The 17336-nt window shown below is 67.7% G+C and carries 19 protein-coding genes; 11 read left to right on the forward strand and 8 right to left on the reverse strand.

Features of this window, described 5'->3' with window-relative positions; translation table 11 throughout:
• Nucleotides 1-70: 70 nt before the first annotated feature.
• The 6 genes from LDO15_RS16865 to LDO15_RS16890 form a co-directional block, all read right to left on the reverse strand.
• Nucleotides 71-634 carry a PadR family transcriptional regulator gene (locus tag LDO15_RS16865; protein WP_223980256.1) on the reverse strand — a complete coding sequence of 188 codons (564 nt, stop codon included), beginning with the start codon at nt 632-634 and terminating at the stop codon, nt 71-73.
• Nucleotides 635-765: 131 nt separating this feature from the next.
• Nucleotides 766-1236, reverse strand: a complete 471-nt coding sequence (locus LDO15_RS16870) for an ankyrin repeat domain-containing protein (RefSeq protein ID WP_223980258.1) — start codon at nt 1234-1236, stop codon at nt 766-768.
• Nucleotides 1233-2315, reverse strand: coding sequence for a glycine cleavage T C-terminal barrel domain-containing protein (locus LDO15_RS16875; protein WP_223980260.1), 1083 nt, complete (start codon nt 2313-2315; stop codon nt 1233-1235). Before LDO15_RS16875 ends, LDO15_RS16870 begins: the two co-directional genes overlap by 4 nt.
• Nucleotides 2316-2372: 57 nt before the next feature.
• Nucleotides 2373-3122: a flavodoxin family protein gene (locus LDO15_RS16880; RefSeq protein WP_223980262.1), complete on the reverse strand. Its 750-nt coding sequence runs from the start codon at nt 3120-3122 to the stop codon at nt 2373-2375.
• Nucleotides 3123-3175: 53 nt separating this feature from the next.
• On the reverse strand, nt 3176-3790 hold the full coding sequence (locus LDO15_RS16885) for an FABP family protein (RefSeq protein ID WP_223980264.1): 615 nt from the start codon (nt 3788-3790) through the stop codon (nt 3176-3178).
• 172 nt (nt 3791-3962) lie between these two features.
• Entirely contained in the window at nt 3963-4697 is a 735-nt protein-coding gene (locus LDO15_RS16890) for a permease (protein ID WP_223980266.1), read from the reverse strand.
• A 245-nt stretch (nt 4698-4942) separates the two neighbouring features.
• On the opposite strand from LDO15_RS16890, the gene LDO15_RS16895 reads away from it, so the two are divergent.
• The 10 genes from LDO15_RS16895 to asd all read left to right on the forward strand — a co-directional run bounded on the left by LDO15_RS16895 (nt 4943) and on the right by asd (nt 14365).
• Nucleotides 4943-5641 carry a response regulator transcription factor gene (locus LDO15_RS16895; RefSeq protein WP_091251927.1) on the forward strand — a complete coding sequence of 233 codons (699 nt, stop codon included), beginning with the start codon at nt 4943-4945 and terminating at the stop codon, nt 5639-5641.
• A 321-nt stretch (nt 5642-5962) separates the two neighbouring features.
• Nucleotides 5963-6934 (forward strand): mycothiol synthase, encoded by a 972-nt coding sequence (gene mshD, locus LDO15_RS16900; protein WP_223980267.1) that lies wholly within the window; start codon nt 5963-5965, stop codon nt 6932-6934.
• Nucleotides 6935-7073: 139 nt separating this feature from the next.
• Nucleotides 7074-9338, forward strand: coding sequence for an RNA degradosome polyphosphate kinase (locus LDO15_RS16905; RefSeq protein WP_223980268.1), 2265 nt, complete (start codon nt 7074-7076; stop codon nt 9336-9338).
• 11 nt (nt 9339-9349) lie between these two features.
• Entirely contained in the window at nt 9350-10327 is a 978-nt protein-coding gene (locus LDO15_RS16910; RefSeq protein WP_223980269.1) for an NUDIX hydrolase, read from the forward strand.
• 36 nt (nt 10328-10363) lie between these two features.
• The gene (locus LDO15_RS16915) at nt 10364-11119 is read left to right on the forward strand and encodes a hypothetical protein (protein ID WP_223980270.1); all 756 of its coding nucleotides are present in this window, start codon (nt 10364-10366) and stop codon (nt 11117-11119) included.
• A gap of 223 nt (nt 11120-11342) precedes the next feature.
• A complete protein-coding gene (locus LDO15_RS23540) occupies nt 11343-11525 on the forward strand; it encodes a hypothetical protein (RefSeq protein ID WP_346655968.1) in 183 nt (60 codons plus the stop codon).
• A 33-nt stretch (nt 11526-11558) separates the two neighbouring features.
• Nucleotides 11559-12362, forward strand: a complete 804-nt coding sequence (locus LDO15_RS16925) for a thymidylate synthase (protein WP_223980271.1) — start codon at nt 11559-11561, stop codon at nt 12360-12362.
• On the forward strand, nt 12359-12952 hold the full coding sequence (locus tag LDO15_RS16930) for a dihydrofolate reductase (protein WP_223980272.1): 594 nt from the start codon (nt 12359-12361) through the stop codon (nt 12950-12952). The genes LDO15_RS16925 and LDO15_RS16930 overlap by 4 nt, the downstream gene beginning before the upstream one ends.
• Complete coding sequence (locus LDO15_RS16935) at nt 12952-13170, forward strand: NF038396 family protein (protein ID WP_223980274.1); 219 nt, start codon at nt 12952-12954, stop codon at nt 13168-13170. Before LDO15_RS16930 ends, LDO15_RS16935 begins: the two co-directional genes overlap by 1 nt.
• Nucleotides 13171-13222: 52 nt before the next feature.
• Nucleotides 13223-14365, forward strand: a complete 1143-nt coding sequence (gene asd, locus LDO15_RS16940) for an aspartate-semialdehyde dehydrogenase (protein ID WP_223980276.1) — start codon at nt 13223-13225, stop codon at nt 14363-14365.
• Between the two features lie 35 nt (nt 14366-14400).
• Here the strand turns inward: asd and LDO15_RS16945 are convergent, their stop codons facing one another.
• Nucleotides 14401-15513 carry a winged helix DNA-binding domain-containing protein gene (locus LDO15_RS16945; RefSeq protein WP_223980278.1) on the reverse strand — a complete coding sequence of 371 codons (1113 nt, stop codon included), beginning with the start codon at nt 15511-15513 and terminating at the stop codon, nt 14401-14403.
• Nucleotides 15514-15680: 167 nt separating this feature from the next.
• On the opposite strand from LDO15_RS16945, the gene LDO15_RS16950 reads away from it, so the two are divergent.
• The gene (locus LDO15_RS16950; RefSeq protein WP_223980280.1) at nt 15681-16235 is read left to right on the forward strand and encodes a hypothetical protein; all 555 of its coding nucleotides are present in this window, start codon (nt 15681-15683) and stop codon (nt 16233-16235) included.
• A gap of 44 nt (nt 16236-16279) precedes the next feature.
• Here the strand turns inward: LDO15_RS16950 and LDO15_RS16955 are convergent, their stop codons facing one another.
• A complete protein-coding gene (locus LDO15_RS16955; protein ID WP_263428240.1) occupies nt 16280-17332 on the reverse strand; it encodes an amidohydrolase in 1053 nt (350 codons plus the stop codon).
• Between the last annotated feature and the right edge of the window lie 4 nt (nt 17333-17336).

Below are 17336 nucleotides of genomic sequence, written 5' to 3' on the forward strand. Positions count from 1 at the left end.
GTCTGGTGCGGATGCTTGATGGGCAATGGTGCGGTTCGCCCGGGGCGGGTCCCGGGATGCTGCGAGGGCCTCACCACGGCAGTTCGCCGGTGCTGAGCTGGTCCTGAAGGCCGCGGATCCACCCGATTTCGGTCCGCAGGATGCTCTGCTGGTACTGGACGTCGATCCAGTACTTGCGCTCCACGCCCTTCTTCTTCAGCAGGTCCTCGCCCGTGTCCAGGAAACCGAGCTGTTCCTGCAGCGCCTTGAGCCGCCGGTCGAGGAGTTCGACCACGACGCCGGCGGGCAGGTTGTAAGCCTCGGAGATGGCCAGGGGGAAGGACGGGTATTCGTTGACCGGGGTGGCGAGCATGTCCTGTATCCGGGTGGTGAGCGCTTCCCGGCCTGCCGCCGAGATCGTGTACGTGGTGCGCTCCGGGCGGTTGCCTTCCCGGTCCGTTCCCGTCGCGGCCACGAGGCCCTGCTCCTCCAGCCGCCCGACGGCGTGATACAGCGTTCCCGGCCGGACCTTGACCAGCCGGTCCTCGTGCCGGGCAATCAGGAGCTGGTACATCTCGTAGGGGTGCATCGGTTCCTCCACAAGCAGGGAGAGCGCGGCGACACCCAGAGGGGTCAATGCGGATGCCCGGGCCATGGTGCGGTGTCCTCTTCCGTGGGAGCCTGTGATTATTCCGTCACGATTATTCCACGTGGAATATTTGGGTGCAATCTCCGCTGGCGCCGGGGCGTGGGCGCCGCCCGGGCGTCCGCGGTATTAGGGTCTGGTCAGCCGAGGAGGTCCAGGATGTCCGTCCGGGCAAACATCTGTGCGGCGGCCCGGGCGGAGGGGGTGCCGGCGTCGGGGTCGGCCCCGGCGTCCAGCAGCTCGCGGGCGACGTCCGTGTAGCCCTTGAAGACGGCGCCGGCCAGCGGCGTCTGGCCGCGGTCATTGGCCGCGTTGGCGTCGCCTCCGTGGTCCAGGATCAGCCGTACCGTGCCGGCGTGGCCGTGGTAGGCCGCCAGCATGACGAGCGAGTCGCCGGAGGAAGTGGTCAGCGTGGCCGGAGCCCCGGCAGCGAGATAGCTGCCCAGCACCGCCGAGTTGCCCTCGCGGGCCGCATCGAAGAGCGCGTGCGCCAGGGCCAGCGTCTCCTCGTCGGGCGCGGGGCCTGCCTCGCTGACTGACCCGCTGACCGCTGAATCGTTGACCGCCGGCCGGCTCGCTCCCGGCTTGCTCACGGGGGATTCGCCGCTCATCGGGCACCCCGCAGGAATCCGGTCTGGCGGCCCACTACCTGACCGGCGTCGGGGGCCACGATGAGTTCCTGGGCCGCAGCATAGGCCTCCCCGCCGTCCACAACCGTCAGTGTTTCATCCGGGGCCACGGAGCGCTTGATGACCGCCAGGGCCACCGGGCCCATCTCGTAGTGCTGGGCAACGGAGGTCACGGTGCCCACCTTGCGGTCGCCGGCGCGCACTTCGCTGCCGGTCGCGGGCAGGGTGTGCTGGGAGCCGTCGAGCTGGAGGAACACGAGCCGCCGTGGCGGGTGGCCCAGATTGTGGACGCGGGCGATCGTCTCCTGGCCCTTGTAGCAGCCCTTGGCCAGATGCACGGCGGTGCGGAGGAGGTCGAGCTCGTGCGGGATGGTCTTGTCGTCCGTTTCGGCGCCCCACCGCGGGCGCCATGCGGCAATCCGCAGCGCCTCGGCGGCCATGCTGCCGGCGAGGGCGCGGTCCCCCACCGTGGCGGCGAGTTCAGCCGCGGGGACGAGGTACTCGAACCACGGCCGTTCCAGGCCGGGGTGGGCGTCCTCGCCCACCACAGCGTAGGAATAGCCGCCCGCACCCACGTGCGGCCACGGGTCCTCCCATACGAGGAACTGCGACCACTCCGGGATGCGCTTGGTGGTACCCAGCACGGCCCAGTCCGCCGCGACGTCGGCGACTTCGACCCGGAGCATGAACTTCATCCTGGTCAGCCATTCGGCGAGCGGGGCGGCCTCGGCTCCTTCAACGATCAGCCAGGTGGTTTCGCCGTCGTCCACCACCCGGGCGTCGAATTCGATCCGGCCCTGGACGCTGAGCAGCAGCAGTTCGGTGGACTGGCCCGCGGCCAGGGTGGTGAGCTGCTGGGAGGACAAGGTGTTGAGCCAGGAGAGGCGGTCCGGCCCGCTGACAGTGACAACGCCGCGGTTGGAGAGATCGACGACGGCGGTGCCTGCGGCCAGCGCCCGCTGCTCCCGTAGCGGCTCACCGTAGTGGGCGGCGACGCCGGCGTCGGCACCGCCGGCCTCAACAGCGGCCGGGCGCGACAACAGGGGGCTCTTGATAGTCATATTGAAAGGAACGTCCTTAACTGTGCTCGTATTCCGGCCCCGGCAGGTCGGATCGCCCTAGCGGTATTCCGGATTTTCAAAGTCGAAACGGGTGCCGGCTTTCCAGGCGTCGGGGAGGTTGCCATAGGCGGGGATGCCGCCGGCGTCCTTGAGCATGCGGGCCAGGTGCAGCATGTTCCAGGTCATGAAGGTCGTGTTGCGGTTGGTGAAATCGCTCTCCGGGCCCCCGGATCCCTCGTCCAGATAGCTCGGTCCCGGCCCGACGGGGCCGATCCAGCCGGCGTCGGCCTGCGGCGGGATGGTGAAGCCGATGTGCTGGAGGCTGTACAGGACGTTCATGGCGCAGTGCTTGATGCCGTCCTCGTTGCCGGTGATGAGGCAGCCGCCCACCTTCGGATAGTAGGCCCACTGGCCCTTCGCGTTCAGCTGCCCGGAGTGGGCGTAGAGGCGCTCGATCAGCTTCTTGGTCTGCGAGGAGTTGTCCCCCAGCCAGATGGGTCCGGCGACGACGACGATGTCCGCTTCCTGGACGGCCGGATAGATCTCCGGCCATTCGTCGGTGGCCCAGCCGTGTTCGCGCATGTCGGGGTAGACGCCGCTGGCGATGTCATGGTCCACGGTGCGGATCACGCGGGTGGTGACGCCCTGCTTTTCCATGATTCTGCGGCTGACCTCGATCAGGCCCTGGGTGTTGGACACATCCGGGGATTTCTTGAGGGTGCCGTTAAAGTACACGGCTTTGAGGTCTGCGTAGCTGGTGTTGCCGGCGGCTGTGCCAGTGTCGCTGCTGCTGACTGCGTCGTTCACGGTTTTTCTCCCTGGTCGGTACTGACAACGGAAAAATCGGTGAGACCGTGCGCTTAGCTTACTTTGGCGAGGATGGCCGATGCATGGGCTTCCAGCCCGCCGCCGGATGCCGAATCCTTGCCGGTGGCCACGTCCCAGCGCCACAGCAGGTTCCCGTCCACGAGCCCGAAGATCCGGGTGGCCGCCGTGTACTCCTTGGAGTGGCTGCCGCGCATCACCATGTCGGTGCTGAGCTGGATCTGGGGCCCCTTGATCTGGCCGTAGTAGAGCTCCGAGATGCCGCCGGGGTGCGCGATGGAGACCGAGATGTCGAAGCCGCCGTCGCTGTTGCGCAGGGCCTCGACCTCATCGGCGCTCTTGAGCACGGGAACGATGTCCGCCGGGATCAGCCCGGGGCCGCCGTCTTCCTCGCGCTGCTTGCGTTCCAGCGCCCAGAAGCCGGTCTCGACCGTCAGGGGGCGCAGCTTGGTGCCCTCGTCGTCGGTCAGCCAGCTCTCGGCGCGGTACTGCAGGTACGGCAGGCCGTTGTGCGTGAACGAGACATGCTGCAAAAAGTGCTCGGAGTCCTCGTCCCCGGCTCCCAGCCGGCCGCGGCCCTCCCACTCACCAATGAGCCAGGACAGCGGAACGAGTTCGGGGGTCAGATCAGTAGGAATTTCAATCGGCACAGCAGCTACCTCTGGAAACTACGGGGTCTGGAAAGTAGGGGGTTACTTCTGGCCTTTGAAGAGGCGGTAGACGACAAAGCCGGCAAACCACGCCATGGACAGGCTGGCCACGCCGAGCAGGACAAGGAAGAAGATCTCATATGCAAGTACGGACATGATGCCATCCTAACGCCTAGTAGATGAGTAGTTTGTCTATGAAGTACGCGAGGGAACCGACCGCCGACACGGGGCCCAGCCCCATGGCCACGGCCGCCAATATGCTCAGGCCCTCACCGCTGAGGATGACGAGGCGGCGGAAGCTCATCAGCACCGCCCCCACCACAACGCCGGCCAGGGCGGCAGGAATCACGGCGATGTCGGAGAAGACCAGGCCGGCCAGCGGCCCGGCGAGTCCGGCAGCAACGATCCCCAACGGCGCCACAATCCTGTCGGGCCAGCGGATCAGGCCGGCCATCAGGGCGATCGCAGCACTGACGGCCGCCACGAGGAGCATCTCGCGGACCCCGTTGAAGCGCGAACTCGCAATCCAGCCGGCGCCCAGGCAAGAGAGCAGGACACCCGCGCACGAGCCCAGTGTGGATTCGAGCCGCTGTGCCTGGCCGGTACCCCGGATGAGCTGCATGACAAAAATGGCCATGACCCCGACCGCCATGAACGACGGCGTCCAGTTGAGGAAGCCTGGAGCCGGAAGATAGGTCGCGGCCACCGCCGACCCCACGCCGGGCAGGCCAATCAGGACTGCCAGGGTCTTCTTCGCGGGGATGCCGAGAAAATAGGGCCAGCCGATGCCGACGCCGGCGGCGCTGAGTACCGCGACGGCGAGGAGGACCCCGGGCGAGGAATAGGCGCCGGCAACAATGGCCGCGAGACCGGCCAGGCCGATGATCCCGACGCTCCATAGCTTCACCGGCCTGCCCGACCTCGGCAGACCCGCCATGGTCGTACCTTCGCTCACTGCGGACCCCAATTCGACTCGGCTCATTTTCGACGGGCCGCGGGCCCTGACGGTTCAATCCTGCCCTATGTGAACCGTATGTGTCGCAAAAGGACTGGCCGAAGGTGACGGGACCATAGCCGGAAAGGGGCCATTAGGTATACTCGAGATCAGCAACACAGACGCCCAATGATGCGCGGACACCCCTTGGAGGAACAATGTCGCACATCCTGCTATTGACGAACAGCACCGGAACATCCGTGGACGTCCTGCCTGCTCTCGAATTGTTGAACCACCGGGTCCATATTCTTCCGGCCGAGCCCACCGCGCTGCTCGAGACCGACCCCTGCGACATCGTCCTGCTCGACGCCCGCAAGGACCTGGTCGGCGCACGTTCCCTCACCCAGCTGCTCAAGGCCACCGGCCTCAGCGCCCCCCTGATGCTCATCCTCACCGAAGGCGGCATGGCTGCCGTCTCCTCGGCGTGGGCCGTGGACGACATCCTCCTGGAATCCGCCGGCCCGGCCGAGGTCGAGGCCCGGATCCGCCTCGGGGTCGCGCGCGCCGTTCCGGAGCAGGATGATGCCCCGACCGAAATCCGGGCCGCCGGCGTCGTGATTGACGAGGCCAGCTACACCGCACGGGTCAACGGGGCGGCGCTCAACCTGACCTTCAAGGAATTTGAACTTCTGAAGTACCTGGCCCAGCACCCCGGCCGGGTGTTCACCCGCCAGCAGCTGCTGACCGAGGTCTGGGGCTACGACTACTACGGCGGCACCCGCACCGTGGACGTCCACGTCCGGCGGCTCCGGGCCAAGCTGGGCGCCGACCACGAGAACCTGATCAGCACGGTCCGCAACGTCGGCTACCGCCTGACCCTGGTCCGCCAGCCCGAGGACGAGCTGACCGAGGCCTGAGCGCAAGTACCCCGAGGGCATGGCGCCGGTTGCCTGACGGCGGAAATGAAGGCGGAGCGAACACGAAAGCGAACGCAGAAGGCCCCGGACTCTGATTCCAGAGTCCGGGGCCTTCAGCTTGCAGTGATCACTCATTCAGCGATCACGTACGCAGCGATCGGTCATTTAGTGGAGGACATACGGGTCGAACGTATCGAGGCCACCCCAGTGGTGGATCCCCCTCGCATCTGGCTCAACGCCGGACGAGATAACGACTATACGTCCCGTCCGGAGTTCAGCCAAATCGGCCGCCGGTAGCCCGGCACCGGATAGCCTTGCACCATGAGCCCTGCGCACCCGGAAAACTGGCCCGTACTTGCCGTCAAAGGAACCGTGGACGGAGCGCTGCTGCACGACGTCACGGCCCTGGTCGCCGCGTCGCAGGAGTCCGACGGCAATCCGCCCCTGTCCGAACAGACCCTGGTCACGCTGCGCGCTGCCGACGCCGGCGACCACTCGGTGCTGGCCCTTGCCTTGTACGCCCCGGACGAAGAATCAGATCCGGCAACGGGGCAGGACCTGGCCGGCGTCGCCGTCGTGATCGAGGAGCCCGACGGCACGGGGGTCCTCGAGGTCGCCGTCCACCCCAGCTACCGCAACCAGGGCGTCGGCGACCGCCTGGTGAGCGAACTGAAGAACGTGCGCGGCTTCGCGGGCCTGAACGCCTGGTCCCACGGAAACCACGAGGCCGCGGCGGACCTCGCGGCCCGCTACGGCTTCGGCGCCGTCCGGGAACTATGGAAAATGCGGCTCATGACGGCAGCGGCGGAACTGCCGGAGATCACACTCCCGGCGGACGTGCGGCTCCGCGCCTTCGTGCCCGGCCGGGACGAGGACGCCTGGCTGGCCGCGAACAAGGCCGCCTTCGCCCACCACCCGGAGCAGGGCAACATGTCCCGCGCCGATCTCGAGGCCCGGATGGCCGAACCGTGGTTTGATCCGGCGGGCTTCCTCCTGGCCGTGGATCCGGCGGACCGGATCCTGGGATTCCACTGGACCAAGGTGCACCCGCGGCACGGCGACCACCCCGCGATCGGCGAGGTCTATGTGGTGGGCGTGACCCCGGAGGCCCAGGGCTCCGGACTGGGCAAGGCCCTGACCATCGCCGGCATCCAGCACTTGCGGGACCTCGGACTTCGCGCCGTCATGCTCTACGTCGACGCTGACAACACCCCGGCCGTCTCGCTCTACCGCCGGCTGGGTTTCACCCGCTGGGATGTCGACGTCATGTATGCGCCGCTCCCGCAGCCGTAATCACGGGTCCCAGGTTCCCGGCGGGCGGGCTTTAGTCAAGTCGGCGGACAACCGGCCCCTTCGAGGCCGAAATCTGGGTCATCGGGCCGTGATTGCTTGTAAGGTTGAAGCTACATCGCGCCAGCATTGAGGAGACACCATGCCACGGGATATTGCCCGGACATCCACGTCTGAACCCGCTACGCCGGAAAAGGGGGCGCGTCCGGTACGTGCCCGCTTTGGCTCCTCCGAAGTGCCGGCCTCACGTGCCACCCAGGACCGGATCGACATTCCGGAGTTCGCGCCGAATCTGGAACCTGAAGGCGAAATCAGCCCGGACCGGTTCCTGGACCGGGAGCTGAGCTGGCTTGCCTTCAACGCCCGGGTCCTGGAACTGGCCGAAGACCCCAACCTGTACCTGCTGGAGCGGGTCAGCTTCCTGTCCATCTTCGCCTCCAACCTGGACGAGTTCTTCATGGTCCGGGTGGCCGGGCTGAAGCGGCGGATCGCCACGGGTCTCGCGGTCCCCTCCCCCGCCGGGCTGAGCCCTATGCAGGTGCTGGAGCAGATCGGCGAGGAGGCCCACCGGCTGCAGCAGCGCCATGCCCGCGTCTACGCCGAACAGATCCGCCCGGCCCTGGCCTACGAGCACATCCACCTCATGCACTGGGAGGAGCTCGACTCCCAGGCCAAGGACCAGCTCAGCGCCATGTTCGCGGAGAAGGTCTTCCCGATCCTGACTCCGCTCGCGGTGGATCCGGCCCACCCGTTCCCCTACATTTCCGGGCTGTCCCTGAACCTGGCCGTGGTGGTCCGCAACCCGGTCAGCGACAAGGAGCTCTTCGCCCGCGTCAAGGTTCCTGACCAGCTCCCCCGCCTGATCTCCATCGACGGCGCCCGCGCCGGCTCCGTCCCCGGGCGCGTGGCGCGGTTCATCGCCCTCGAAGAAGTCATCGCCGTGCACCTGGACCAGCTGTTCGCCGGCATGGAGGTCCTGGAGCACCACACCTTCCGCGTGACCCGCAACGAGGACGTCGAGGTCGAAGAGGACGACGCCGAGAACCTGCTGCAGGCGCTGGAGAAGGAACTCCTGCGCCGCCGGTTCGGCCCTCCCGTCCGGCTCGAAGTCACCAATGACATCAACCCGAACATCCGGGCGCTGCTGATCCGCGAGCTCGGCGTCGAGGAATCCGAGGTCTACTCCGTGCCGGCACCGCTGGACCTGCGCGGGCTCTCGGTGATCGCCGGGATCGACCGGGCGGACCTGCACTACCCCAAGCACGTCCCGCACACCTCCCGGTACCTCAACGAATCGGAGACCTCCAAGGCGGCCAACGTCTTCGCCGCCATGCGGCGCCGGGACATCCTCCTGCACCACCCCTATGACTCCTTCTCCACCTCGGTCCAGGCATTCCTGGAACAGGCGGCCGCGGACCCGAAGGTCCAGGCCATCAAGCAGACCCTGTACCGCACGTCCGGGGACTCCCCGATTGTCGATGCGCTGATCGACGCCGCGGAGGCCGGCAAGCAGGTCCTGGCCCTCGTGGAGATCAAGGCCCGCTTCGACGAGCAGGCCAACATCTCGTGGGCCCGGAAACTGGAACAGGCCGGCGTCCACGTGGTGTACGGCATCGTAGGCCTCAAGACCCACTGCAAGCTCTCCCTCGTGGTCCGCCAGGAAGTGGACGGCCTGCGCCGCTACTGCCACATCGGCACCGGCAACTACCACCCGCGCACGGCCCGCTACTACGAGGACTTGGGCCTGCTCACGGCCAACGAGCAGGTGGGCGAAGACCTCTCGAAGCTGTTCAACCAGCTGTCCGGCTACGCGCCGAAATCCACCTTCAAGAGGCTGCTCGTGGCGCCGCGCTCGGTCCGGTCCGGGCTGATCGACAGGATCGAAACCGAGATCAAGAACGCCAGGGCCGGCATCTCCGCCCGGGTGCAGATCAAGGTCAATTCGATGGTGGACGAGGCCATCATCGATTCCCTGTACCGTGCCTCCCAGGCCGGGGTGCCCGTGGACGTCATTGTCCGCGGCATCTGCTCCCTGCGTCCCGGCGTTCCCGGACTGAGCGAGAACATCACGGTCCGTTCCGTGCTGGGCCGCTTCCTGGAGCACTCGCGCGTCTTCGCCTTCGCCAATGGCGGGGACCCGGTGGTCTTCATCGGCTCGGCCGACATGATGCACCGCAACCTGGACCGCCGGGTGGAGGCCCTTGTGCAGCTCACGAGCGGCGATGACACGAGCTATGTCCTGGACCTGCTCAAGCGCTACATGGACCCGGAAACCGCCAGCTGGCACCTGGACCGGCAGGGCGAATGGACCCGGCACCACCTCGCGGAGGACGGCCGGAACCTCGACGACGTTCAGTCCTGGCTGCTTGCTTCCCGCTCGCGTCAGCGCTCGACCAGCCTGCGGTAGGGACAGTGAGTGTGAGCAGCGATGCCCTGGTTGCGGACCAGGCGGACCATCCCGGTGAAGAGGTTGCCGTCACGGCAGCCGGTGCCATTCCCTGGCGCCTCAATTCGGCAAACAAGGACCAGCTCGAGGTCTTGCTGATTCACCGCCCGCGGTACGACGACTGGTCCTGGCCGAAGGGCAAAATCGACCCCGGCGAGACCATCCCGGAGTGCGCCGTGCGCGAGGTGGAGGAGGAGATCGGGCTCATCGCTCCGCTCGGGATCCCTCTGCCGTCCATCCACTATCATGTGCCCGTCGGGCTGAAAGTGGTCCACTACTGGGCGGTCGACGTCGACGGCGCCGCACTGCTGCCGGACGGCAAGGAAGTCGACAGCGTCATGTGGTGCCCGCCCGAGAAGGCTGCCCGCCTCCTGAGCAACCCGGGCGACATTGAACCGCTGCAGCACTTGGTGAACGCCCACGACCGCGGGGAACTGGAGACCTGGCCGCTGGTGATCGTGCGCCATGCGAAGGCCAAGCCCCGCTCCTCGTGGACCAAGGCCGAGGGCGACCGGCCGCTGGCCGCCACCGGCATGCGGCAGGCCCAGTCGGTCGGGCGGCTCCTGCACGCGTGGAAGCCCGCACGGATCGTCTCAAGCCCGTGGCTGCGGTGCGTGGCCACCATCGCGCCGTACGCCAAGGCGGCCGATGCCAAAGTGAAGCTCAACGAGGCCCTCACCGAGCACCGGCACGGCCGCAGCCCGCACAAGACGGCCGCCGTCGTCGAGGCACTCTTCGACAAGCAGCGGGCCGTGGCCCTCTGCACGCACCGCCCGGCACTGCCGACCGTACTGAAGCAACTGGCCAAGCACATGAACTCCCGCCTCCGGGACCTGCTGCCGTCCTCGGACCCTTTCCTGGCGCCGGGCGAGATCATCGTGTGCCACGTGGCACATGGCAGCAAGAACAAGGTGGTGGCCGTGGAGCGGTTCAGGCCGTTCGACGACTGAAATCCTTGACCCCGGAAGGCCGCAGCCTTAGGCTGCGTGGCGGCACATGCCCTCGGCCAGATCAGTTACCCGGGACCGCGGCGAATGCGGCGGCAGGCCGTGCTCTCGGTCCGGCATGTCAGCGACTTCCTGCCCCGCAGGCTGGCACTGACCACGGCGGCCATCTTCGTCTCGGCCGTAGCGGCCATCGGCCACGCCACGCTGCCCGGATTCGCGGCCGGTGGCGGCCCCCTCGGCTCGCGGCCGCCGAGCTGGGCCGCCGGAACCGCCCGGAAGCCGGGCTGGCCCCGGCCGCCGGTGAGCCCCGCCATGCTGACCACGGCTAGCCTGGCGCTGCTCGTCTTCGTTGCCGTCCTCAGTGTCACGGCGGTGGGGCAGGCGCGCCTGGCAGAGGCCCCGGGCTGGGTCCCTGCCGGGCTGCTCACGGCCGGAGCCTGCGCGGCCGCTCTGCCGGCGATCCTCACGGCCAGGTTCCGCCAGGGTGTCCGCGATGCCCCGCGCGGCCTGGACGCTGCCCTGCGCGCCATCACCATCCACCGGGTCGCGCGCACCTTGGCGGCCACGCTCACAGCCCAGGCCGCTGTGCTGCTGCTCACCCAGAGCAACGCCTGGGCGGCTGTGCTGGGCCGGGATGCTTTCTGGGAGACCGATCCGGCCGCGACATCCTGGGGGCCCGCCCTCGCGGCCGGCACGGTCCTCGGCGTCGCGGCGACGGTCATCGCCGTCATCCCGGTGGGCGCCGCGGCCCCGAGGTCCCCCGCTCCCCTGCCGGGCCAGGAAGCCGCCGCGTGACGGCGGGAATCTCCATCAACCTGCGTTCGCCGGTTCCCCCCTTCGAGCAGATCAGGGCGCAGATCGCCTCGCTGATCGCCATCGGGGCACTGGCACCGGGATCCCGGCTCCCGGCCGTGCGGACCCCGCGGGGGATCTCGGCCTCGCCGCCGGCACCGTCGCGCGGGCCTACAGGGAACTCGAACAGGCCGGGCTGGTCGAGACGCGGCGGCGCAACGGGACCGTGGTTGCCGGGACGCCGTCCCACGGGGTGCAGACCCGGGCCGGCACCCCGGCGTCGGCGTTCGTCGCCGCGGAGGTGACCACCGCAGTCGAGCATTACATTGCCGAGGGCCGGCGCGCCGGTTTCGACGACGCCACGCTGCTGGCAATCCTGCGGACAAAGCTCAGCCAGCAAGACAAATAAGGAGCGGCAGCGACTTCTCAGTAGACTGGAGCAGTGAGCATTCCTACGCCCTATGAAGACCTGCTGCGTGACGTCCTCGAGCACGGCACGCACAAATCGGACCGCACCGGAACCGGCACCCTCAGCGTATTTGGTCGTCAGCTCCGGTTTGACCTGAGCAAGAGCTTCCCGCTCATTACCACCAAACGGGTGCACTTCAAGTCCGTGGCCGTGGAGCTGCTCTGGTTCCTGCGCGGCGACACCAACGTCAAATGGATGCAGGACCAGGGCGTGACGATCTGGGACGAGTGGGCCGACGCCGACGGCGAGCTCGGTCCCGTTTACGGGGTCCAGTGGCGCTCCTGGCCCACGCCCGACGGCGGCCACATCGACCAGATCGCCGAACTCATCGAGAGCCTGAAGTCCAACCCGGACTCGCGCCGGCACATCGTCTCGGCCTGGAACGTCGCCGAGCTCCAGGACATGGCCCTGCCCCCGTGCCATGCGTTCTTCCAGTTCTACGTGGCCGACGGCAAGCTCTCCTGCCAGCTGTACCAGCGCTCGGCGGACACGTTCCTGGGCGTGCCGTTCAACATCGCGTCCTACGCCCTGCTGACCTGCATGATCGCGCAGCAGACCGGGCTGGAGCCGGGCGAATTCGTCTGGACCGGCGGGGACGTCCATATCTACGACAACCACATGGACCAGGTCCTCAAGCAGCTCGCCCGCGAGCCCTACGACTACCCCCGGCTGAAAATTACCCGCAAGCCGGACTCCATTTTCGACTACACCCTCGAGGACTTCGAAGTGGTCGGATACCAGCACCACCCGACGATTAAGGCCCCGATAGCCGTATGAGCAAAGAAAACACCGCGGGCGTGCAGCCCGGCGATTTCACCGAGCAACTCCGAGCGTCCACCACCGGCCTGGGGCTGGTGTGGGCCCAGACCAGCACCGGAGTCATCGGCAAGGCCGGCACCATGCCGTGGCACCTGCCCGAGGACCTGAAGCACTTCAGCAGCCTCACGTCCGGCCACCCGGTCATCATGGGGCGCAAGACCTGGGAGTCGTTCCCGGACAAGTACCGCCCGCTGCCCGGCCGGACGAACATCGTCATCACACGGCAGAAAGACTGGCGTGACACCCCGGGCGCGGAAGGCGCCGTCGCGGTCTCGTCCCTGGACGACGCCCTGCTCGAATCCCAGTTCATGCCGGGGCACGAGACCGTCTGGATCATCGGCGGCGGCGAGCTCTTTGCGCAGGCACTGGACCTGGCCGACGTCGCGGTCGTGACCACGATCGACGCGACCGCGGAAGGTGATACGTTCGCCCCCGAGCTCGGTTACGACTGGACCGCCTCCGCCAGCCTCCCGGCCAACGGGTGGCTGACCTCCGCCAACGGCACGCGGTACCGGATGACGCTGTGGCGCCGGACGGAGGCCAAGTAGTGCTCAGGAAGCCCGAGACACTCTTTGTCCTGGGGTACATGCTCCTGCCCCTGCTGGCGCTGCTCTCGGCCATCGTGGGACTGACCATGATCCTGGGCGGCAACAAGATCCTCGGGGCGATCGTGCTTGTGGTGGTGACCCAGGTCTTCACGTTCGGGGCGGTCTTTGCCCTGCGCCGGCGCAAGGCGGCACTGCTGGAAGAGCCGCGAACCGACTAACGGGTGACGTAACCGACTGCGTCCTGGGGCCGGTGAAGTCTAAACTGGGCCCATGACTACAGCAGCTACCCCGTCCGTCGGCCTGGTCGGCTGGCGCGGCATGGTCGGTTCCGTCCTGATGCAGCGCATGCAGGACGAGGGCGACTTCGCCAACATCAACCCGGTATTCTTCTCCACCTCGAACGCCGGCGGCGCCGCCCCGGCCGTTGCCGGCGCTGCCGCGGGCGCGGCCGGCAAGCTCGAGGACGCGTTCGACCTCGAGACGCTGGCGAAGCTGCCCATTATTGTCACCGCCCAGGGCGGGGACTACACCAAGCAGGTCCATGGCGAGCTGCGCAGCCGCGGCTGGGACGGCCTCTGGATCGACGCCGCCTCCACCCTGCGCATGAACGATGACTCCATCATCGTGCTGGACCCGATCAACCGCGACGTCATTGACGCCGGCCTCTCGGGCGGGGTCAAGGACTACATCGGCGGCAACTGCACCGTGTCCTGCATGCTCATGGGCCTCGGCGGCTTGTTCAAGAACGACCTCGTCGAGTGGGGCACCTCCATGACGTACCAGGCCGCTTCCGGCGGCGGGGCACGCCACATGCGTGAACTGCTGAACCAGTTCGGGACCCTCAACGCCGAGGTCAGCAGCGAACTGAACGACCCGGCGTCGGCCATCCTGGAGATCGACCGGAAGGTCCTGGCGCACCAGCGCACGGACATCGACGCCACCCAGTTCGGCGTCCCGCTGGCCGGTTCCCTGATTCCCTGGATCGACGCGGACCTCGGCAATGGCCAGTCCAAGGAGGAATGGAAGGCCGGTGTGGAGACCAACAAGATCCTTGGCACCTCGGCCGGGAACCGCGTCATCATGGACGGCCTGTGCATCCGGATCGGCGCGATGCGCTCGCACTCCCAGGCCCTGACGCTGAAGCTGCGCGAAGACCTCTCGGTGGCCGAGATCGAGAAGCTCCTGGACGCGGACAACGAGTGGGCCCATGTGGTGCCGAACACCAAGGAAGCCTCGATGGCCGAACTCACCCCCGTGGCGGCATCGGGCACCTTGAACATTCCGGTGGGCCGCATCCGCAAGATGGAAATGGGCCCGCAGTACATCAGCGCGTTCACGGTCGGCGACCAGCTGCTGTGGGGCGCCGCCGAGCCCCTGCGGCGCATGCTCCGCATCGCCACCGGAAACCTCTAGGGGCCCCTTTCAGGAACCCCTTTCAGGAACCCTTTTCAGGAACCGAGGTATCTGCGGTACTTCGCGGCCTGCAGCTCAAAGGACTTTTGGGCGGCAGGCCGCAGCCCGTTAACGGCATCGAAGGGTTCGGCCACGACGCCGGCGTCCCGGCCGCCGGCCGGCCCGGTCCAGGTGCCGATCACCCCGCCGCCGGCCACAATGGTCTTCTTGAACACGCCGTTGCCGCCGGGGACGATCCTGTCGGCGTGCTCCGGCGGCAGCACGAGGGACCGGTCAGCGTACCCGAGCAGGAATTCATCGAACCCCGGCAGCGCCAGCACCGTGCGCTGTCCGGGGACGCCGTCCTCGAGCAGCGCGGCTGTTTCGGGCGAGAGCCAGTAGCTGGTCCCCTCGAACTTCAGCTCCGCCAGCTGGTCCGCCACCCGGGCCAGGGCCGTCCGGGTTTCCGTCAGCGGAATGCCGGCCCACCAGGCAAAGTCGCGTTCCGTGGCGGGGCCGTGGCTGCGGAAGTAGCGCAGCAGCCACTCGGCGATGCCTTCGGCACGGTCCAGGTTCCGCGACTCGGTGATCCAGTCGCCGAAGGCCACCACCAGCTGCTGGTTGCCGGCCAGCGGGCCCTGCACCAGCCAGCCCCGCTGGCACAGGATCCCCAGCAGATGAATCCCGCGCTGGCCGGCCGCGGACTGGCCCGCCCGTTCGAAGGCCTGGAACAGATCCGCCCGGCTGGCGGGCCCCCCGGAGACCAGCCGCAGTGCGGCAGACGCGGCGGCGTCGACGTCCGCGGCAGTGATCTCGAGCTCCCGGTGGCGCCTGGCCAGGCCCTGAATCAGCCGGCCCGAGGTGATGTCCAGCATCCATTTCAAGTCCTCGGGAGCCAGCAGGTGCAAGGTGCCGCGCATCGGCCAGGAGCGGACGATTTCGCCCCGGTCGACGGCGCCCCGGACATCGTCAAGGCGGGACCCCGGCACACGCTGGCCGACCGCCCAGAGAACGGCCTGCAGGTCCTGCGCCTGCATCGCCGTCATCCGGCGGACTGCGTCCGGGGCACTCTGAAACCCCGGTCCGAGCAAGCCCTGGGCGGACAGCCGCAGCCTGCCCATGATCCCGGGACTGAGCCGGGTGCCTGTCGCTGCCGTCGCTCCTGCCATGGACCCATCGTAGGACGCCTGTGTTCTCTTCAGGCGCTCTCTTCCGGCGCTCCCTTCAGGCGCTCTCTTCCGGCGCTCTCTTCCGGCGCTCTCTTCCGGCGCTCCCTTCCGGGCTGTTGCCGGGCTGTTCCCAGCCGCCGCCCAGCACGCCTCCTTACCCTTGATGCATGACCATGAGTGAGGTGTGGCCGCAGCTGCGGCCCCTGTGCCGGAAGCTGGCCCTGTTGGGCTGGGCCGCCAGTGCGGCCGGCATGGCTGCCGGGCTCGCCGTCGCCATTGCCAGCGGCACCCGGCTGTCGCCCATGATGAGTACGCTGCAACTGGTGGCGGGATTGAGCATGGCAGTATCGGTGGGAAGCTTCGTCACGGCCGCGGCCCTGCAGCCGCGGGCACGGTCTCAGGCACGGGCTCAGGCACGGTCTCGGGCACGGTCTCAGGCACGGACGCCGGAGGGCGTGAAGCCCGGACCTGCCGCCTCGCGGGGCCAGGAGCTCCAGCTCGACTACGCCGGAGAGTTTCCGGCCACCGTACAGGCCTTCCTGCTCGGCTCACTGGCGTTGCTGGCCGGCGCCGTGGCGTTTGCGTGCGCCGGGCTGGTCCTGCAGAGCGGGCCCAGCGTTCAGTCCGTGGCATTCTGCCAGGTCTTCCTGCTCGGGGCCGCGGCGTCCGGTTTCACGTTCATGCTTTTCAGCAAGGTGGCCCCCCGCCACACGGACCGGTAGGGCGGATGAATGTCGGTCCGCCGATAAGGACCAGCCGAACACCGCTACGATTGACGCCCCCGCAGCGTCTGCCGGCAGGCTTCAAGCAGCACGCCAACCGCCCGTTCCATAGCTTCGGCTTCGAATGTCATGGACGGGTCATGAAGTCCTGGCTGGACGTTCGCCCCGACGGCAAGCATGGCTGCCTGAACTTCAGGGTTTCGCAGCGTGTAGAAATGGAAGTCGTCCGATCCCGATGTGACAATCCGTGGCCGCACGTGGTTGTCGCCCAGTTCCGTGGCCACTGCAGAGGCAAGGGCGGCTTCGGCGCTGGGCCCGATCACGGCCGCAGGCACCCCGTCCCGGAAGTCGAGGTCGATCGCCGCCCCCGTTGACGCAGCCACCCGTGCACAGAGTGACTCGAGACCTGCGCGAAGGGCGGACATGACTTCGTTGGTTTGGGCCCGCAGGTCCACTCCGAAGCGCCCGCTGCCCGGTATGACGTTGAGGTTCTCCCCACCGGCGTGGAGCATGGTCATCTTGGCCGAACTGGGAACTTGCGGGTCGACCTTTATGCGGCCCAACCCCTCGGAGATTTCGAGCGCAACCTCAACGGCATTCACCCCGAGGTGTGGACGCGCCCCGTGGTGGTCGGCCCCCGTGACGGTTCCCGCCGCAAACAGGCATGATCCGTGCGAAATGGAGGGCGCGAAATATGGAGCCGGCAGTTCCTCTTGCGGACGCAAGTGCACACCGAAGAGATGACTGAGCCCATCACCCACGCCCAGGGCAGCCACGAGTTCGGCACCGTTGCCTAGCTCTTCGGCCGGCTGGAAGATCGCCCGCACAGAACCCTCCAGCAGGTCCCCGAGTTCTCCCAGCTCAAGCATCACGGTGGCGATTATCGCCATGTTGGCGTCGTGACCGCAGGAGTGGACCGCCGTCGGCCCCCCGGCCGTGTTTTGTACGAGGGCGTCCATTTCTGCCCGCAGTCCAATCACCGGAGCGCCCGTCCCGACGTCGGCCGTGAAACCCGGCAGGGACTCGAACCTGCGAACCTCAAGACCCGCCTGCCCCAGAAGTCCCGCGAGGTAATCTGCAGTGGCGAATTCCTGCATGCTG

The organism is Arthrobacter sp. NicSoilB8 (assembly GCF_019977355.1).
Classification (GTDB): Bacteria; Actinomycetota; Actinomycetes; order Actinomycetales; family Micrococcaceae; genus Arthrobacter.